The organism is Streptomyces sp. MP131-18 (assembly GCF_001984575.1).
In the GTDB taxonomy this organism is placed as follows: domain Bacteria; phylum Actinomycetota; class Actinomycetes; order Streptomycetales; family Streptomycetaceae; genus Streptomyces; species Streptomyces johnsoniae.
On record NZ_LZNS01000001.1, the window covers coordinates 392,264 to 411,426 of the forward strand.

A 19,163-nucleotide genomic window follows, 5' to 3' on the forward strand; every position below is an offset into this window, starting at 1 on the left:
CATGTGACGATGCGGTCCACGGCGGGTGCACATGACGATCCGGCTCAGTGGGACGTCGCACGTCCGCAGCGGCCCGGCCGGGTGGCCGGTGTCAGCATGGCCGGGTTCGCTGCCCGCAGCCTGACCGGCCTCCGGATGGTCCCGCACCCGGCCGTGATGCTGGTTCTGATGTTCGGCGCCGGGCGGCCCGTCGTGGAGGAAGCCGCCGGGCGGCGGCAGTGGGGAAGTCTCGTCGCCGGGCCCGGATTCGGGTGCGGAGGCGCGGTCCGGGCGCGGGGCGAAAACGTGGCGTGCGTGCAGGTGCGCCTCTCCCCGGTGGTCGCACGTGCGGTGCTGGGCGCCTGCCCGGCCGATCTGGACGGCGCGGTGGTGGCCCTCGACGATCTGTGGGGCCGGGAGGCGTCACGGATCGGTGAGCAACTGGGCGACGTTTCCTCGTGGGAGGCGCGCTTCGCGCTGACGGACGCGTTGCTCGCCCGCCGCTGTGCGGCGCGGTCGCGGGTGGACCCGGAGGTGGCCCGGGCCTGGGACCGGATCGTCGTCAGCCGCGGCCAGGTCCGGGTCGGCCAACTGGCGGCCGACCTCGGGTGGAGCCGCAAGCGCCTGTGGTCCCGGTTCCACTCGCAGCTCGGCCTGCCGCCCAAACGCGCCGCGAAGCTGGTCCGCTTCGACCATGCCGTCCACCGCCTGGTCGCGGGTGAGGGCGCGGCCCGCGTCGCGGCCGACGGCGGCTATACCGACCAGTCCCACCTGCATCGGGACGTCCTGGCGTTCACCGGAGCGACCCCCGCGACCGTGCCCCACGAGCCGTTTCTGATGGTCGACGACGTCGCATGGCCGACCACGGAACACGAGCATGTGCAGCCGGGACCGATCCGGCCCGGTGGCTGAAGCGGCTGCTCGATCGAGGGAGGGCCGCGGCGCCGCGTCGGCCGCCCGTCAGCGGAACACCCGCAGGGTCCGCAACCGGTTGACGGCGGCGGCGACTTCGTAGCGGCGGGGCACGGCGAAGTCGTCGTCGTACACCGACCTCAGCGCCGCCACGCCGTCCTGGCCGTCGAGATCCAGGTCGAGCAGGTCCAGGGCCTCCGCCAGGGACCGCCGTCCGTCCAAGTGGCCGCGGCGTACCAGCAGTTCCATCGCCAGGCCGACGCCGGTGACATGCGGTGCGTCCGCGAGCTGCTCCACGGCGCGCAGGTCCAGCTCGTGCTCCCCGAAGACCAGGTGGTCCGTGCCCCGGGCGCGGATGCGGGAGCGCCCCCGCACGGTGGAGTCCAGCGAGGACGGGTCCGGGCGGCGGGGAACCACGCCGGGGAAGGAGTCCGCCTCGGCACGCCGTCCGGTGTTCCGGGCGGCGATCTCACGGGCCCGCCCGGTGACGTCGTACGGGCGGTAGGCGTCCAACATCACGACCCGGTCGGCGACTTCGAGGTAGTCCCCGGAGCCGCCCATGACCAGGACGGTCGAGACGCCGTGATCGCGGTGGAGGGAACGCACGGAATCCACCAGCGGGGTCAGCGGCTCGCGCTCCTTGGCGACCAGGGCCTGCATCCGGGCGTCCCGGATCATGAGGTTGGTCGCGGCGGTGTCCTCGTCGATGAGCAGGACCCGGGCGCCCGCCTCCACGGCCTCGCACAGGGAGGCCGCCTGCGAGGTGGAGCCGGAGGCGTCGGGGGTGGAGAAGTCCGTGGTGTCCGCTCCGCCCGGCAGGTGATCCACGAAGGCGTGCACGTCCACGCGCTCCACCCGGCGGCCGTCCTCGGCGCGGATCTTCACCGTGTCGTGACGGGCGACGACGCGTTCCCGCCCGTCACCGGGCGCGTGGTCCCAGATGCCGGACTCCAGGCCGCGCAGCAGGGTCGACTTCCCATGGAACCCGCCGCCGACGATCAGGGTCACCCCCTCGGGAATGCCCATGCCGGTGACCGGGCCCGCGTGCGGCAGCCGCACGGTCACCCGCAGTTCGTCGGGCGCCAGGAAGGGGACGAGACCCGAGCCCCGGGCGGGACGGTCGTCCGCCCCGGAACGGCGCGGCAGCAGCGCCCCGTCGGCGAGGAAAGCGACGAGGCCGAGTCCTGGCAGCGCGGCGCGCAGCGCGTCGGAGTCCTCCACCGTCGCGACGAACTCCCGCACCGCCGCCTCGTCCGGCGCCGCGTGGCGCAGCGCGCGTTCGGCGAGCCGCGGCAGGCCCTGGCACAGCAGCCGCCGCGCGTCCCGGCCGTCGATGCGCCGACGCGGTCCCGGCAGCGCGACGCCGAGGCGCAGCGTGACCGATCCGTCGGCGGCTCCGACCGTGCACGAACCGCGGTCCAGCACCTCCTGACCACCCGCGTCCACCTGGTAGGCCGACTCCCCCGCCGCCTCCCGTGCCGCGCGGCGCACCACGTAGCCGGCCAACGCCCTGCGCCGCACCGGCGAGTCCCACAACTCACGGGGAAATCCGGCCTGTCGGCCCGGTACGTGCACGGCGACGCGGGCGGGCGGGGCGAACGGATCGGCCTGGCTCCTGACCAGCTCCAGGGTGGCTCCCCCGGGCAGCTCCCAGGCGCCGACGAGCCCCTTGTAGCGCCCGTACGGCGCACCGTCGAGCCGCTCGAGCTCGCGGTCAAGACCGGACCGTTCCTTCCGCCCGTGTCCGCCCGCCTGCTGCCGCATGTGCTCCCCGTTTCCGAACGACTGGGCCATGATCGACGTTCACGATATTGAACTCTTCCCCGCCGTCCCGCCCGGGGTCCGAAGACGGCGGCGAACGTTCCGCCAGTCCTGGCTGGGCGGGGTCACGCGAGCGGCTCGTTCCCGGCGGCCACCGGCGTTCCGGCGCGGATCACCAGGCGCGGCCTGGCGGTGTCCCACAGAGCCGCCGGGTCGTTCAGCGGGTCGGCGTCGAGCAGCAGCAGGTCGGCGCGGGCGCCGACGGCGATCCGGCCGAGATCGTCCCGGCCGATGAGGCGGGCGTTGACCGAGGTCGCCGAGCGGAGGGTGGCCAGCGCCCCGGACGCCTCGGTCTGGAGGCGGAGGCCGAGGAGCTGGTCGTCCTCCAGGTCGCCCATCAGGTCGCTGCCGAAGCCCACCGGCACCCCGGCGGCGTGGGCACGTTCGATGGCGACCCGCCCGGCGTCGAGGACTTCGGCGTTCTTCGCCCTGCCCGCGGCCGGCAGGCCGACCTCGTCGCCCCTGCGGTTCATCGCGTCGTAGGCCACCAGCGTCGGCACGAGGTATGCGCCCTGCTCGGCCAGCAGCGCCGCGGTGGGCTCGTCCAGCAGGTTGCCGTGCTCGACCGAGCGCACGCCGCTCGCCACGGCGTGCCGGATCGCCTCCGGTGAGTAGGCGTGCGCGGCGACGTAGGAGCCGCGGCGCGCGGCCTCCGCGGTGACCGCCGCGATCTCCTCGGCGGAGTACTGCGCCGGCCTGATCGGGTCGGTGGGCGACACCACCCCGCCGGAGGCCATGATCTTGATGGCGTGGGCACCGCGGCGGAAGCGCTCGCGCACCGCCACCCGCAGGTTCTCCACGCCGTCCACGACCTCGTTCATATGGCCGCCGTGCAGGCAGATGTCGTACTCGGCCGGCCTGGCGTCGCCGTGCCCGCCGGTCTGGCTGAGCGCGGGCCCGGTGTAGAGGTAGCGCGGCGCGTCGATCAGGCCCGTGGTCACCGCCCTGGCGAGCCCCGGGTCGCCGCCGGCCACGTCCCGCACCGTGGTGAAGCCGCGGTGCAGCGCCCGCCGCAGCCTGCGGGCGCCGGCCAGGGCGAGGTAGCTGAGCGGCCCGGCGTCGAACTCCAGGTTGTGCAGGGAGACGCCGTAGGCGTGGAAGTGCGCGTCGATCAGCCCGGGTACCACGGCGCGGCCACGGGCGTCGATGACCCGTTCCGCCCTGGTGACCGAGGGGCCGATCTCGGCGATGGCGCCGTCGTGCACGAACAGCGAGGTCTCGGACAGCTCGGCGGACCAGCCGTCGAAGACCAGGGCGTTGTCAAGGGTCAGCTCGCCTGCGGCCATGGCGCGGAATCACCTCCCCGCGGCGCGCAGCGCCGCGGTTTCGGCGGCGACGACGGTGAAGTCGGTGGTGTCGACGGCCACGCCGTAGCGCTCGCGGGCGGCCGGCGCCGACACGAAGCCGTTGCGGACGTCCCTGGCCACGGCCGCCGGGTCGCGGGTGAACGGGTCACCGTAACCGCCGCCGCCGCCCGTCTCGTTCGCCAGCGTCTCGCCCGTTTCGAGGTGGTTGTAGCTGCCGCCCTGCACGACCTCGCGGTCGGTGCCCGCGTTGAGCACGATCCTGTTGGGCTTCCCCTCGCCGCCGCCGTCGATGGACCACGGGTTGGTGCGGGTCTTGTAGACCAGGCAGATGCCGGTGGCGGGGGCGGTGAAGCGGTAGACGCGGCTGACGCCGACGCCGCCGCGGAAACGCCCGGGGCCTCCGGTGTCGGGGCGGTAGCCGTAGGAGTCGATGACCATGGGTGACTTGGTCTCCAACACCTCGACCGGGTTGTTGCGGCATCCCGGCTCGGACAGGTGCATGATGCCGTCCTCGCCGTCCGCGTCCCTCGTGGCCCCGAAGCCGACAGCCTCGTTGGTGGCCTCCTGCCACGCCTCACCCGTCCTGGGGTTGACGCCGAGGCCCATCATGGAGCACACGTCGCCGCCGGAGCAGGCGGGCACCAGGTCGGGCATGCCCTCGGCGAGCGCCTTCAGGATCACCTCGCCGGCCAGGAGCCCCGTCCACAGCGTGAAGGTGGGCATGGGCGGCTCGGCGTGCATCACCGAGCCCGGCTCGGTGACCACCCGGAGCGGGGCGAAGTTGCCCGCGACGACGGGGCTGTCGGGGGTGGTGAGCGCCTTGAAGATCAGGCTGGAGAGGGCTTCGGTCTGGCCGCGCGGCAGGTTGATCGGCCCGCGCACGTCGCGGGCGCTGCCCGTCCAGTCGACGACCATCTCCTCGTCGGTGACGGTCACGGTGGCCGTCAGCTTCACCAGCGTCTCGCGGTCCACGCCGTCGCTGTCGACGAAGTCGGTCGCGCTCCAGGTGCCCTTCGGCAGCTTGCCGAGACCGATCCTGGCGAGCTTCTCGCCGTGCTCGTTGATCGCCCGCATGGCGTCGAGCAGGCCGTCCCTGCCGTATTTGCGGGCGATCTCCTGGGTGCGCCGAACGCCCGTCACGCAGGCCGACACCTGTGCCTGGATGTCTCCGATGGTCCGCTCGGGCATCCGCGAGTTGAACCTGATGACGTTGAACACGTCCGTGTTCTGCTCACCTTCGCGGTACAACCTGGTGGCGGGGAAGACCAGCCCCTCCTGCGAACTGTGCGTGGAGTCCAGGACGTAGCCCGGGTCCTTCTGGTTGAGGTCGAGCACGTGGATGCGGCAGGAGGCGAAGCCGATCAGCTCGGACTCGAAGTGGATCGGCGCGAAGACCAGCGGGTCCAGGGTGTGCGCCGAGGACCAGTAGGGGTAGTTCAGCAGGTACACGTCGCCCGGACGCATCGCGTCGGCGCCGAGGAATTCGAGGGACTTCTTGATGCCGTAGTCGTTCCCCCGGGTGAAAATCGCGATCCCCGGGGCGTCGGCGACCACGTCGCCCGCCGCGTCGTGGATGCCGATGCCGTAGTCGTGGATCTCGTAGACGACGGTGTTGTAGGCGGTCCTGCACAGGTTGCGCGCGACCTCCTCCGCGGCCGACAGCAGCCCGTGGCGGATGATCTCGATGGTGATGGCGTCGGTCATCGGCTCTCGCCCTTCCCCTTGCTCTCCTGCTCGCTGCCCTGCTCGTTCTTCCGCTCGTCGCCCGCCGGGTCCCCGGCCTCCCGGCCGATGGCGATGACCAGCTCCCCGTACCGGCCCACCGTCAGCCGGTCGCCGCGGTGTAGCACGGTGGTCGCGGTGTGTTCGGTGATGATCGCGGGGCCCTCGATGGCGTCGCCGCTGAGCAGCTCCTCGCGCACGTGCACCGCGTACGCGGCCGCCGCGCCGTCGGGCGCGTGCACCTGGCGCGTCCCGCGCGGGGCCGGCGCGCCGCTCTCGCGGGGGGCCAGGGTGGGCAGCCCCGGCTTGTCGACCACGCCGACCGCCCGCAGCCGCAGCGCGGTGATCTCCAGCGGGTCCGCCATCACGTGCCCGTACTGCCGTTCGTGCAGGGTGGCGAAGACCTCCTCGATAACGGCCGCGGGGTCCGCGGCGTCCTCGGGGAGCGCCACGCTGACCGAGTGCTCCTGCCCGGTGTAGCGCACGTCCACGGTGCGGGCCAGCTCCCGCCGCCCGGGGTCGAAGCCCTCTTCGGCCAGGACGGCGTCGGCCTCGGCCGCCATGCTGGCGTAGGCCGCGTCCACGGTGGCCCGGTCCACGTCGGCGAGCGCGGTGACGGAGGTTCTGGCGAAGTCGTGCTGCACATCGGCCATGAGCATGCCGAGCGCGGAGAACGCGCCCTGGCCCGGCGGGATGATCACCGAAGGGATGCCGAGCTGGCGGGCGACGTCCACCGCGACCAGGCCGCCCGCGCCGCCGAAGGACAGCAGCGAGAAGTCCTTCGGATCGTGGCCGAGCTCGACGGTGATGGCCCGCACGGCACCGGTGATCTTGGTGTTGGAGATCTGGAGGATGCCGCGGGCCAGCTCGGTCGTGCCGAGGCCGAGGTCCTTGGCGATGGCCCCGAGCGCGGCCAGGGCGCCCTCGGAGTCCAGGGTGAGGGTGCCGCCCAGCGGGGTGTCCGTACCGAGGTAGCCGACCGCGAGCGCGGCGTCGGTGAACGTCGGCTGCGTTCCGCCGCGGCCGTAGGCGACGGGTCCAGGCACCGCGCCCGCGCTCTGCGGGCCGACCTGGAGGGCGCCGGCGTCGTCCAGGTACGCCAGCGAACCGCCGCCCGAGCCGATGGTGTGGATGTAGAGCGAGGGCGTGTTGATCGGCAGCCCCTCGAACTCGGTGCCGTGCTGGAGTACGGGCTGCGAGTCGAGCACCAGGGAGGCGTCCAGGCTGGTGCCGCCCATGTCGATGGTGATCAGGTTGGGCCTGCCCGTCAGCCTGGCGAACGCCGCCGCCCCCACCACGCCGCCCGCGGGGCCCGAGAGGATCAGGTTGACCGGCTGCTCCCTGGCCGCCGTGCCGGTCATGCCGCCGCCCCCCGAGCGGGAGATCAGGAAGCGCCCGGCGAAGCCGCGGTCGGCCAGCTCGGTTTCGAGGCGGTGGAGGTAGCTGCGCACGACGGGCTTGATGTAGGCGTCGAGGACGGCGGTGGAGGTCCGCTCGTACTCCCGGTACTCCCGCGAGAGCTCGTGGGAAATCGTCACCTCGATGCCAGGGCTGCTCTCCAGCAGGATGTCGCGCATCCGCGCCTCGTGCGCGGGGTTGGCATAGGAGTGCAGGAACGCGATGGCGACCGCCTCGTACCCGCGGTGGGCGATCTCCCGCGCGACCCGGCGCGCGTCGTCCTCGTCCAGCGGGGCGCCCACGGTGCCGTCGAAGTAGGAGCGCTCGGTGACCTCGAAGGTGTCGTAGCGCTCGAGCAGCGGGGCCTGCTTGCGGTGGCGGATGTCGTACATGGCGCGCCGGTCGGTGCGGCCGAGCAGGTACACGTCGCGGAAGCCGCGGGTGGAGATGACCGCGACCCTGGCGCCCGACCTGGTCAGCAGCGAGTTCAGGCCCAGCGTGGTGCCGTGGTTGAACATGGCCACGTCCGGCATGTCGACCGCGATCTGGTCGAACGCGTTCAGCACGCCCTCGGTCGGGGAGGCGGGCGTCGTGGGGACCTTGTCGAAGCGGAGTTCACCCGTTCGGGGATCGAGCTTTACGACGTCCGTGAACGTTCCTCCGACGTCGATCGCGACGCGGATGTCCTGCGGCATGCGGGCGCACCTTTCCTGCGTTGTGCTTGTGGTTCTTCCGGAGAGCTGGGCGGGAAGGGGGCGGCGCTAACGGGAGCGCCTGCCCACGGCGGCCAGGGCGACCGCGGCGAGGATGATCAGTCCGGTGACCAGGTCCTTGAGCTGGGGGTTGAAGTTCATGATGTCGAATCCGTTGCCGACCAGCGCGATGAGGAACACGCCGGCCACCGAGCGCCACACCGCACCCACGCCGCCGTGGATGCTGGTGCCGCCCAGGATGATCGCCGCGATCGCCTGCAACTCCATGCCGGCACCCGCCTGCGGCTGACCGGAGGAGATGCGGGAGACCGCGATCGCCGCGGCGATGCCCGCGGCGAGTCCGCTGAGCACGAAGACGAGCACCTTGACGCGGTCCACTTTGATGCCGGACAGCTCGGCGGCCTCCGCATTGCCGCCCGTGGCGAAGACGTGCCGGCCGAAGACCGTTCCCGACAGCAGGAACCACAGCGCGGCGACCACGGCGGCCAGCACCCACACCGGGATGAACACGTCGAGGAAGCTGCCGCGTCCGAAGTCGGCGAAGCCATCGACGTCGACGGTGATCAGCGCGCCGCCGGTGATCAGCACCGCGAGCGCGGAGTAGACCATCGAGGAGGCCAGGGTGGCCAGGAAGGAGTGGATGCGCAGGGAGGCGACGACCAGGCCGTTGAGCGCCCCGAGCGCCATCCCGATCACCGGCGCGGCGGCCAGCGCCAGCAGCGGATTGCCCGTCTCCACGGCGAGCCAGGCGGCGGAGACGCTGGCCACCGCGAAGATGCTGGCCGTGGACAGGTCGAAGTTGCCCGAGACGATGACGAACGTGCCGGCCGCCGCGATGATCGCCAGCGGGGCGTTCTGGTTGAGGATGTTGAGGATGTTGTCCGACGTGAAGAACGCGGGGCTGGCGATGGACAGCCACACGATGACAGCCGCCAGCAGGATCAGCACGGCGTGATCCTTGGCCAGCAGCAGTGGTCGCACGGGTGCCTTGCGCTGCGTCTCTGCGGTGGTGGCGGTCACGGTGCTGCTTTCTGATCGGTGTCGAACAGGACGGTGAGGATGCGGTCGATGGTGGTCTCCGCGGGCACGACCTCGTCGATCGTGCGGCCCTCGCGCACCAGGTAGGCGCGGTGGCTCAGGGACATGACCTCCTCGTGTTCCGAGGAGATGAGCAGGACGCCGATGCCCTGCGCGGCGAGCGCGGTGATCAGCTCGTAGATGGCGTACTTCGCTCCGACGTCGACGCCGCGGGTGGGCTCGTCCAGGATGACGAACTGGGGATCGCCGAGGAGCGACTTGCCGATCAGGGCCTTCTGCTGGTTTCCGCCGGAGAATCCGCGGGTCTCCAGCTCGATCCTGGCGGGGCGCAGCTGGAGCCTGGCGGCCAGCTCGCCGACCGCGGCGCGTTCCCTGCGGCGGCTGATCACGCCCGCGGTGGCAAACCTGCGGGAGTGGGTGAGGGAGATGTTCTCCCGGATGGAGCGCATGAGTACCAGGCCCTGCCCGTGCCTGTCCTCGGGGACCATGGCCAGGCCCGCCGCGATCGACCGCCACGGCCGTGGCCTGGCGTGCGGCTTGCCGCACAGCGTCACGCTGCCCGCGGTGAGCCGGTCCGCCCCGTACAGGGCGCGGGCGATCTCCGAACGCCCGCTGCCGACGAGACCGATCAGGCCGACGATCTCACCGGGGCGCACGGTCAGGGAGGCGTCCACCACGCCCTCGGCGGTGGCCAGGCCCTCGGCTTCGAGCACCGGGGGCGTCCCGGGGGGAACGGGGGCGGCCCGCTCGGGGAAGGTGACCGCGAGGGCGCGGCCGAGCATGCCCTCGATCAGGCTCGTCTTGGTCTCCTCGGCCGCGGGCCCGGTCCGCACGAGGCGGCCGTCCCGCATGATCGTGACCCGGTCGGCGATCTCGAGGACCGCGTCGAGGAAGTGGGAGACGTAGACGACGGTCCTGCCCTGGGCCCGCAGGGTGCGGATCAGCTCGTGCAGCTTCTCCGTCTCGTGGGCGGTGAGGGAGGAGGTGGGCTCGTCCATCACGATGACCTTGGCGTCCCTGGCCAGGGACCGCATGATCTCGACCTTCTGCTGATCGGCGATGCCCAGGTCGCGGACCTTGCGGTGCGGCGGCAGACCGAATCGCGCCATCGCGTCGATCCGTTCGAACTCGGTCGTCGTACCCGGCCGCAGCACGCCCGCCCTGGAGTGCTCGCGGCCCAGGAAGACGTTCTGCACCACGGTCAGCTCGGGGACCAGGGCGAGCTCCTGGGCGATCATGGCGATGCCGTGGCGGCCGGCTCTTGCCGGGTCCCAGCGGCCGATCCCGGTGCCGCCCACCTCCAGCTCGCCCTCGTCCCGCTGGTAGACCCCGGCGATCAGCTTGCCCAGGCTGGACTTGCCCGCGCCGTTCTCCCCGACCAGCGCGTGCACCTCGCCGGGCAGCAGGTCCAGGCTCACCCCGTTCACGGCGTGGGTGCCGCCGAACCACTTGGAGAGGCCGCGGGCGGTGACCACGGGGGCCCGCTCGGTGTCCGGCGCCTCGGCTGTTCCTGCTCGTTCCGTCATCAGCCGTTCCACTCCCCGGTGAAGTCCTCGGCCGCCGGCTCGGACAGCGTCTCCCGGGTGGCGTAGGGCTCCACGCCATCGGGACCGACGGTGTCGGCGTTCACGACGGTCTCGACCGGCTTGTCCGTCATGGCGTTCGCGAGCTGCTCCATGGCGGCGGCGCCCATGCTGACGGGAAAGTTGAGGTAATTGGCCTTCCAGCGTCCCTCGCGGACCGCCTCGATCGCCTCGGTGGTGCCGCCTCCGCCGGTGAGGTACACACTGTCCGGCGCGATGCCGGCGTTCTCCAGCGCCAGCTCGGCGCCCAGGGTCATCTGGTCGGCGCTGCTGAGGATGGCGTCGACGTCGCGGTTGGACTGGAGGGTGTTGGACACCGCGCTCAGGGACTGGTAGCGGTCGTAGTTGCCCTCGACGGTGCTGACCACCTCGATGTTCCCGTGCTCGCCGAGCACCCCCTGATAGGCGTCGCGGCGGGCGATGTCGAGCGGGGAGGAGAGGCTGCCCACCAGCAAGGAGACCTTGCAGGGGTCGAGCTCGGCGCAGTAGTCCACCACGTCCTCCGCCTGCCGTGCCGCCGCGTCGCTCGGTGGCACGGCCACGGTGGAGGCGACGCCCTCGACCTGCGGTTCCATGTCGTCGACGTCGGGGCCGATGGGGTTGAGCACGGTGATGACGGGGACGGAGTTCGCGAGTGGGAACGCACCGGCGAGACTGGGCCCGTCGTGCGGGACGACGATGACACCGTCGTAGCCACCCACGGTGGCGGCCGTCTGGAGCTGGGACAGCTGCGTGGTGGAGTCGAAACCGCCGTCGAGGATCTTGGTGTCCACGGAGATGCCGAGCTCCTCGGCCCCGGACACGACGCCGTCGTAGACGGCCTGGTTGTAGCCGTTCTGGGCGGAGGCCGCGAGCACGGCGACCCGGTACTCGCCGTCCGCGGAGCCGGTATCGGGGGCGCACCCCGAGCCCAGGAGAGCCACACCGGCGGCAACCGCGAGGACCTTCCCCGGTGCCTGTCTCATTCCAAACCTCCCGGTGGCTCGCATATGTGGTTCAGTAACATGTCACATGCCGCAGGGTCGAGCAATGGGTCTGCGGGAAGGATTTTCCGGACCGTAAATTTGCTCTTCCCGACTATGCAATGTGACATTTTATTGATACTCCTAGAGCGGCCCGACCTACGAGGAGATCACCATGACCGCTGCACGGCAGCCCTGGCGGGGCGTCCACGTCGCCACCGCGTTCCCCTTCGACGACGACCTCACGGCCGACTTCGACGGCTTCGCCGAGCACGTCGCCTGGCTTGCCGAGCAAGGCTGCGACGGCGTGTGCCCCAACGGCTCGCTCGGCGAGTACCAGAGCCTCAGCGACGCCGAGCGCGCGCGCGTGGTCGAGACCGCCGTCGCCGCGGCGCCCGACGGCTTCACGGTGATGCCGGGCGTCGCCGCCTACGGCGTGCTCCAGTCCCGCCGCTGGATCGAGCAGGCCGCCGAGGCCGGAGCCCAGTCGGTGCTGCTGCTCCCGCCCAACACCTACCGGGCCGACGAGCGCACGGTCCTCGCCCACTACCGCGAGGCGGCCAAGGCCGGTCTGCCGATCGTCGCCTACAACAACCCCTTCGACACCCGCGTCGACCTGTCCCCCGCGTTCCTGGCCGAGCTGCACGCCGAAGGGCTGATCGTCGCCGTCAAGGAGTTCACCGGCGACGTCCGCCGCGCGTACGAGATCCGCGAGCTCGCCCCCGAGCTCGACCTGCTGATCGGCGCCGACGACGTCCTGCTCGAACTCGGCCTCGCCGGGGCCGTCGGCTGGATCGCCGGCTACCCCAACGCCCTGCCGAGCGCCAGCATGGAGCTGTACCGGCTGGCCACCTCGGGCGACCCGGCCGACATCGCCCGCGCCCTGACGCTCTACCGTGAGCTCCACGCGCTGCTGCGCTGGGACTCCAAGCCCGAGTTCGTCCAGGCGATCAAGCTCTCGATGGACATAGCCGGCCGCAAGGGCGGCCCCTGCCGGCCGCCGCGCTCGCCGCTGGTCCCCGAGGCCGAGGCCGCCGTGCGCGCCGCCACCGAGGCGGTGCTCGCCGCGGGCCACCGCTGACCGCGGCACGGCCGCGGCGTCAGGCACCATGACGCACCGGGACGCCCGCACGCGGGCCGTGGCACGCGGCGGTGCGAGGACGCAGAAGGAACGCTGAAAGGCACGCCATGCGATCGAAGCGCGTTTTCCACTCCGTCGAGAGCCACACCGAGGGCATGCCCACCCGTGTCATCACTGGTGGCGTCGGGACGATCCCCGGCGCCACCATGGCCGAGCGGCGGCAGTGGTTCATCGAGAACAGCGACGAGCTGCGCACGCTGCTGATGTACGAGCCGCGCGGGCACGCCGCGATGAGCGGCGCCATCCTCCAGCCGCCCACCCGTCCCGACGCGGACGCCGGCGTGCTGTTCATCGAGGTCTCCGGGCTGCTGCCGATGTGCGGCCACGGGACCATCGGCGTGGCCACCGTGCTGGTGGAGACCGGCATGGTGGAGGTCACGGAGCCGGTCACCACCATCAGGCTCGACGTCCCCGCGGGCCTGATCACCGCCGACGTCGAGGTGGTGGACGGCGCCGCGCGTTCGGTGACGATCCGCAACGTGCCGGCGTTCGCCGCCGCCCTCGACCAGCGCGTCGAGGTGCCGGGCCTGGGCAGCGTCGGCTACGACCTGGCGTTCGGCGGGAACTTCTACGCCATCGTGCGCCTGGCCGAGCTCGGTCTGCCGTTCGAACGGTCGGCGAGGGACGAGCTGCTCGCCGCGGGACTCGCCATCATGCGCGCCATCAACGCCGAGGACCCGCCGCGCCACCCGGAGCGGCCCGACATCCACGGCTGCCACCACGTCTACCTGGAGGCACCGGGCTCGACCGCCGCGCACTCCCGGCACGCCATGGCCATCCACCCGGGATGGTTCGACCGCTCCCCGTGCGGGACGGGAACCAGCGCCAGGATGGCCCAGCTCCACGCGCGCGGGCTGCTCGGCCTTGGCGAGGACTTCGTCAACGAGTCCTTCATCGGCAGCCGGTTCACCGGCCGGCTGGTGGACGAGGCCACGGTCGGCGGTCTGCCGGCCGTGGTTCCCACCATCACCGGGCGTGCCTGGATCACCGGCACTTCGCAGTTCCACCTCGACCCGGAGGACCCGTTTCCCGCAGGATTCCTGCTGTAAGCCCGCGCGGCCGGGCCGTGCCGGGGCCGCCGAGAACTGCACACGTACGCCCACGTGCGGCAGAACACGCCGAGTACACGCCCGAGAAGGTGCCATGACCACGTCGAGCTCGTCATCCAACTTCACCGTGCTCAAGAAGCGGGAGAGCCTGCGCGAGACGGTCGCGCACGCCCTGCGGGCGGCGATCGTCTCCGGGGAGATGGAGCCGGGCGTGGTCTACTCGGCACCGATGCTCAGCGCCCGCTTCGGCGTCTCGGCCACGCCCGTGCGCGAGGCGATGCTCGACCTGGCCAGGGAGGGCATGGTCGCCTCCGTGCCGAACAAGGGATTCCGCGTCACCAAGATCTCCGAGGCGGACCTGGACCACATCACCGAGCTGCGGCTGCTGATCGAGCCGCCCACCATCCGGCGGGTGAGCCCGCTGATCCCCGAGGCCGACTTCGTGCGCCTGCGACGGCTGGCCGACGAGATCGTGGACTTCGCCGAACAGGCCGACCTGATCCGCTATACGGAGGCCGACCGGCGGTTCCACCTGACGCTGCTCGCGTACAGCGACAATCCCCGGCTGGTGGACACGATCTCCCAGCTGCGCTCGCAGACCAGGCTGCTCGGTCTTGCCTCGCTGGCCGAGAGCGGCGAACTGCGGGACTCGGCCGAGGAACACCTGCGGCTGATGGACCTGATCCAGGCCGGCGACGGGATCGGCGCCGAGGAGCTGATGCGCCGCCACATCGGGCACGTCCGCGGCAAGTGGGCCGGCGGCGCGCGCCCCGACGTGGCCGCCGTGCCCGCCGAGAGGGCGGGGAGGGGCTCATGAGGGCCCGCCCCGACCTGGTGGTGGTCGGCGCCGGCGTGGTCGGCGCGGCGAGCGCCTACTTCGCGACCCTGGCGGGGCTGCGGGTGCTGGTCGTCGACCGCGGCCACATCGCCGGCGGCACCTCCGGCCGCGGCGAGGGGAACCTGCTGGTCTCCGACAAGGAGGCGGGGCCCGAACTCGACCTGGCGCTGCTGTCCCAGCGGATCTGGCGCGAAGAGCTCGGCGAGTTCGGCCGGCTGTGGGAGTTCGACGACAAGGGCGGCGTCATCGTCGCCGCCACACAGGCGAGCGCCGAGGCGCTGACCGGGCTCACCGCGGGGCAGCGGGCCTCGGGCGTGACCGCGGTGGACCTGGGCGCGGCCGAGCTGCCCGAGTACGAGCCGTATCTCTCCAGGGACCTGGTCTCCGGCGCCTACTATCCGCAGGACGCGCAGCTCCAGCCGATGCTCGCCGTGGCCCACCTGCTGCGCCTGGCCCGGCAGCGGGGAGCCGAGGTGCGCACCGGCACCGAGGTCACCGGGCTGCTGCGGGACGGCGAACGGGTCACCGGGGTGCGCACCCGCGACGGGGACGTGGCCGCGGGCGCCGTTCTGAACGCGGCGGGCCCGTGGGGAGGGGAGCTGGCGGCGCTCGCCGGGGTGCGGCTGCCCGTGCTGCCCCGCCGCGGGTTCGTGCTCGTCACCGAGCCGCTGCCGCCGACCGTCAGGCACAAGGTCTACGCGGCCGAGTACGTCGGCGACGTGGCCAGCTCGGACGCGGCGTTGCAGACCTCGCCCGTGGTGGAGGGCACCGAGTCGGGCACGGTCCTGATCGGCGCGAGCAGGGAGCGGGTGGGCTTCGACACCACTCTCTCCCCGCGGGTACTGCGCGCCCTGGCGGCCAAGGCGATCACCCTGTTCCCCTCCCTGGCCGGGGTTCGCGCGCTGCGCGCCTACTGCGGATTCAGGCCCTACTGCCCCGATCACCTGCCCGTGATCGGCCCCGACCCCAGGGCGCCCGGGCTGTGGCACGCCTGCGGGCACGAAGGCGCGGGGATCGGCCTGGCCGCGGGCACGGGCTGGCTGCTCGCCCAGGCGCTGACGGGCAGGACGACCGACATGGGCCTCGCGCCCTTCGCGCCGGAACGTTTCGACTCCGCGATCACGGGAGAGGAGTGAATCCCCATGGCACAGCAGCACGACCGCGGGCACCGGCCCGCCCCCGGCAGCCGAACGAGCCCGGCCGACCTGGCCCTGACCTTCGACGGAACGCCGTTGACCGCGCGCCCGGGGCAGAGCGTGGGCGCCGCGCTCACCGACCACGGCATCAAGTCCTGGCGCAGCACCCGCAAGGACGGCGCGCCGCGCGGCCTCTTCTGCGGCATCGGCATCTGCTATGACTGCCTGATCACCGTGGACGGCGTGCCGAACCAGCGCGCCTGCCTGGTGCCCGCCCGCGACGGAATGGAGCTGTCGAGCGCCCCGCCGGAGCTGCCGCTGCCGGGGCGGCTCGCTCCCGGGGCCACGGCGGCGGACGGGAGGGACCGGCCGTGACCCGCGCCCCCTCCACCTCCACCTCCACCCGGCAGGCACCCGGGGCCGCCGTCTTCGACGCGGCGGTCGTCGGCGCGGGGCCCGCGGGGCTCGCCGCGGCCGTCAGCGCGGCGGCGGCGGGGCTGCGCGTAGCTCTGATCGACGCGGCGGCGCAGGCCGGCGGCCAGTTCTGGCGGCACCCGGACGAGCGCGCCGCCGCCGACGCCGCGGATGCCGCGGATGCCGCGGACGAGAGCGCGGGGCATCACGACTGGCACACCTTCACGCGGCTGCGCGGGGAACTCGCGCGGCACATCGGCGCCCACCGCATCCACCACCTGCCGCTCCACCAGGTCTGGACGATCGACAGGGAGGGCGCCGCACCGTTCACCCTCAGGCTCACCCCCGTGCTGCCCGAGGAGCGGGGCGCCGCCACGCGGGAGGTCGCCGCCCGCGCACTGATTCTGTGCCCCGGCGGCTACGACCGCCAGCTCCCCGTGCCGGGGTGGACCCTGCCCGGGGTCATGGCGGCCGGCGGTGTCCAAGCCCTGCTCAAGGGGCACAGAACCCTCGCCGGGCGCCGCGCGGTGGTGGCCGGCACGGGCCCCTTCCTGCTGCCCGTCGCCACCGGGCTCGCCGAGGCCGGCGCCCAGGTCCTCGCGGTCTGCGAGGCCGCGCGCCCCACCCGCTGGCTGCGCCATCCCCTCGACGCCTCCCGCGCGCCCGCCAAGGCCCTGGAAGGCGCGGGGTACGCCGCGGCCCTGCTGCGCCACCGGGTGCCCTACCTGACGCGTACCGCCGTCACCCGCGTCCACGGCGACGACGAGGTCAACGGCGTCACCCTGGAGCGGATCGACGGCTCGGGCCGGGTCGTCCCCGGCCACGAGCGCAGGCTCGACGCCGACCTCGTCGCCTTCGGCTGGGGCTTCACCCCCTCACTCGAACTCGTGCTCGCCGTCGGCGCCGGGACCGGGCAGGGCGAGGACGGCTCGCTGGTCGCCACCGTCGACCGGGTGCGGCGCACAGACGTCCCCGGCGTGTACGTCGCCGGCGAGGCGACGGGCGTCGGCGGCGCGGCCAAGGCCGTGGCCGAGGGCGAGCTCGCCGGGCTGACCGCCGCCGTCGACCAAGGGCGCCCCGCCTCCCGCCGCCGCGGACGCGTCCTGCTCGGGCGGATCGCCAGGGCCGAGGCGTTCGCCTCGGCGATGCACCGCGCCCACCCGGTGCCCGAGCACTGGAACGAGTGGCTCACCCCGCAGACCACCGTCTGCCGCTGCGAGGAGGTCACCGCGGGAGACCTGAGCGCCGCGCAGGACGACCTCGGCGCCGGCGATCCGCGCACGGCCAAGATGCTGGCCAGGCCCGGTATGGGCTGGTGCCAGGGCCGGGTGTGCGGCTTCGCGACCGCCGGGCTGCTCGCCTCCCGCGCGGGGCGCCCCGCCGAGGAGAGCGATCTGCGTCCGCTCGCCAAACGGCCCCTGGCCGCGCCCGTTCCGCTCGGGGAGCTCGCCGGGCTCACACTGTCAGAACCCGCACCGCGCCCCGCCGACGACCAGCCGCTTGCCCCGCCAACCGACGCTCCGGAGCACCCACGACCCGGCCCCGATCCCGAGGGAGCACCATGACGGACCAGACCACCACCCCCGAGGAGCTTGAGGCGCTGCTCGCCAGGGCGGCAGAGGCCGCCCCCGGCTGGGCCGCCCGCAGCCCGGCCGACCGGGCCGGCACCCTGACCGCGGTGGCCGACGCCCTCGACGAGCGCGCCGACGAGCTGCTGCCGCTCGCCAAGGAGGAGTCCCGCCTGCCGGACGGCCGCCTGGCGGGCGAGCTGAAGCGGACCACGTTCCAACTCAGGCTCTTCGCCGAACTCCTGCGCGACGGCGCCTACCTCGATGCTCGTGTCGATCATGCGGACGCCGACTGGCCCATGGGCGCACGCCCCGACATCCGCCGCGTGCTGATGCCGCTCGGTCCCGTGCTCAACTTCGCCGCGGGCAACTTCCCGTTCGCCTTCAGCGTGGCCGGCGGGGACACCGCCGCCGCGCTTGCCGCCGGCTGCCCCGTGCTGGTCAAGGTCCACCCCGGCCACCCACGGCTGTCCGCGCGCACCGGCGCCGTCGTCGCCGGGGCGCTGCGGGCCGCCGGCGCCCCCGACGGCGTGTTCGGCCTGATCCACGGCGTGGACCAGGGCGTGACCGCGCTGCGCGACCCGCGCGTGAAGGCGGCCTCCTTCACCGGCTCCATCCCGGGCGGGCGCGCACTGTTCGACATCGCCTGCTCCCGCCCGGAGCCCATCCCGTTCTACGGGGAGCTGGGCAGCGTCAACCCCACTTTTGTCACGCGCGCGGCCGACGCGGCCAGAGCCGAGGAGATCACCGAGGGCTTCGTCGGCTCCTTCACGCTGGGCGCGGGCCAGTTCTGCACCAAGCCGGGCGTCCTCGCGGTGCCCGAGGGCTCGGCGGTCCTGGAGCGGCTGCGCTCCACCACCCTGCCGGGCCCCGCCCCGATGCTCACCTCGCGCTTCGCCGAGAGCTACGCCCGCAGGCTCGGCGAGCTGGCCGGGCACGACGCGGTCGGCCCGCTGGCCGTGGGCGAGGACGCCTACACCGACCCGCCCGCGCCCGCCCTGCTCACCGCAAGCATCGAGGACGTCCTCGCCGACGGGGACGAACTGCTGGCCGAGTGCTTCGGCCCCGCCGCCCTGGTCGTGACCTACACCGAGGAATCCCAGCTGGTGGCCCTGGCGGGGGCGCTCGACGGGCAGCTCACGGCCACCATCGTCGGCGAGGACGACGACGCCGTCGCCCCCGAGCTCGTGCGGCTGCTCGCCGACCGGGCCGGCCGGGTCCTGTGGAACCAGTGGCCCACCGGCGTCTCGGTGACCTACGCCCAGCAGCACGGCGGCCCCTATCCGGCCACCACCGCACCCACCACCACCTCGGTGGGCACCGCCGCCATTTCCCGCTTCCTGCGCCCCGTCGCCTACCAGGGCTTCCCCGACCACCTGCTGCCCGACGCGCTGAAGGAGACAAACCCCGAAAGCCTGCCGCGCCTGGTGGACGGCAAGCCGGCGGTGTGATCCGCACGCCGGGGCCACCACCGGCCGTGGCCCCGGTGCCGGAAGGCTTTACGGTGAGACAGGCACGGCCGAAGCGGCCATAGCGAACAATCGCGCTGGGGGAGAAAACATGATAAAGCCGGAAGCCGGAA

Annotated in this window: 15 protein-coding genes; 8 read left to right on the forward strand and 7 right to left on the reverse strand. The window is 72.9% G+C overall.

All coding sequences use genetic code 11. From position 1 onward, the window contains the following. Window positions 1-96 precede the first annotated feature (96 nt). The gene (locus STBA_RS01850; RefSeq protein ID WP_079251650.1) at window positions 97-891 is read left to right on the forward strand and encodes a helix-turn-helix domain-containing protein; all 795 of its coding nucleotides are present in this window, start codon (window positions 97-99) and stop codon (window positions 889-891) included. A gap of 48 nt (window positions 892-939) precedes the next feature. Here STBA_RS01850 and STBA_RS01855 read toward each other — a convergent pair whose 3' ends face one another. The 7 genes from STBA_RS01855 to STBA_RS01885 all read right to left on the reverse strand — a co-directional run bounded on the left by STBA_RS01855 (window position 940) and on the right by STBA_RS01885 (window position 11,438). Then, window positions 940-2,685 (reverse strand): ABC-ATPase domain-containing protein, encoded by a 1,746-nt coding sequence (locus tag STBA_RS01855; protein ID WP_079251651.1) that lies wholly within the window; start codon window positions 2,683-2,685, stop codon window positions 940-942. A 92-nt stretch (window positions 2,686-2,777) separates the two neighbouring features. Further along, entirely contained in the window at window positions 2,778-3,998 is a 1,221-nt protein-coding gene (locus STBA_RS01860) for an amidohydrolase family protein (RefSeq protein WP_077057558.1), read from the reverse strand. A 9-nt stretch (window positions 3,999-4,007) separates the two neighbouring features. After that, a complete protein-coding gene (locus STBA_RS01865; protein WP_077057559.1) occupies window positions 4,008-5,723 on the reverse strand; it encodes a hydantoinase B/oxoprolinase family protein in 1,716 nt (571 codons plus the stop codon). After that, a complete protein-coding gene (locus tag STBA_RS01870) occupies window positions 5,720-7,834 on the reverse strand; it encodes a hydantoinase/oxoprolinase family protein (RefSeq protein ID WP_079251652.1) in 2,115 nt (704 codons plus the stop codon). The genes STBA_RS01865 and STBA_RS01870 overlap by 4 nt, the downstream gene beginning before the upstream one ends. A gap of 66 nt (window positions 7,835-7,900) precedes the next feature. Beyond that, window positions 7,901-8,872, reverse strand: coding sequence for an ABC transporter permease (locus STBA_RS01875; RefSeq protein ID WP_079251653.1), 972 nt, complete (start codon window positions 8,870-8,872; stop codon window positions 7,901-7,903). Continuing rightward, window positions 8,869-10,416: a sugar ABC transporter ATP-binding protein gene (locus STBA_RS01880; protein WP_077063035.1), complete on the reverse strand. Its 1,548-nt coding sequence runs from the start codon at window positions 10,414-10,416 to the stop codon at window positions 8,869-8,871. The genes STBA_RS01875 and STBA_RS01880 overlap by 4 nt, the downstream gene beginning before the upstream one ends. Next, window positions 10,416-11,438 carry a sugar ABC transporter substrate-binding protein gene (locus STBA_RS01885; protein WP_077057560.1) on the reverse strand — a complete coding sequence of 341 codons (1,023 nt, stop codon included), beginning with the start codon at window positions 11,436-11,438 and terminating at the stop codon, window positions 10,416-10,418. Before STBA_RS01885 ends, STBA_RS01880 begins: the two co-directional genes overlap by 1 nt. Before the next feature lie 172 nt (window positions 11,439-11,610). On the opposite strand from STBA_RS01885, the gene STBA_RS01890 reads away from it, so the two are divergent. From STBA_RS01890 to STBA_RS01920, 7 genes are all read left to right on the forward strand, one after another. Next, a complete protein-coding gene (locus STBA_RS01890; RefSeq protein WP_077057561.1) occupies window positions 11,611-12,516 on the forward strand; it encodes a dihydrodipicolinate synthase family protein in 906 nt (301 codons plus the stop codon). 107 nt (window positions 12,517-12,623) lie between these two features. Then, entirely contained in the window at window positions 12,624-13,625 is a 1,002-nt protein-coding gene (locus tag STBA_RS01895; RefSeq protein ID WP_077057562.1) for a proline racemase family protein, read from the forward strand. 94 nt (window positions 13,626-13,719) lie between these two features. Then, entirely contained in the window at window positions 13,720-14,442 is a 723-nt protein-coding gene (locus STBA_RS01900; protein WP_077057563.1) for a GntR family transcriptional regulator, read from the forward strand. Next, window positions 14,439-15,599, forward strand: a complete 1,161-nt coding sequence (locus STBA_RS01905) for an FAD-binding oxidoreductase (protein WP_077057564.1) — start codon at window positions 14,439-14,441, stop codon at window positions 15,597-15,599. Before STBA_RS01900 ends, STBA_RS01905 begins: the two co-directional genes overlap by 4 nt. Window positions 15,600-15,605: 6 nt before the next feature. Beyond that, window positions 15,606-15,974 carry a (2Fe-2S)-binding protein gene (locus tag STBA_RS01910; protein ID WP_077057565.1) on the forward strand — a complete coding sequence of 123 codons (369 nt, stop codon included), beginning with the start codon at window positions 15,606-15,608 and terminating at the stop codon, window positions 15,972-15,974. Beyond that, window positions 15,971-17,578 (forward strand): NAD(P)/FAD-dependent oxidoreductase, encoded by a 1,608-nt coding sequence (locus STBA_RS01915; protein ID WP_077057566.1) that lies wholly within the window; start codon window positions 15,971-15,973, stop codon window positions 17,576-17,578. The genes STBA_RS01910 and STBA_RS01915 overlap by 4 nt, the downstream gene beginning before the upstream one ends. After that, entirely contained in the window at window positions 17,575-19,032 is a 1,458-nt protein-coding gene (locus STBA_RS01920) for an aldehyde dehydrogenase (NADP(+)) (protein ID WP_077057567.1), read from the forward strand. Before STBA_RS01915 ends, STBA_RS01920 begins: the two co-directional genes overlap by 4 nt. Window positions 19,033-19,163 lie beyond the last annotated feature (131 nt).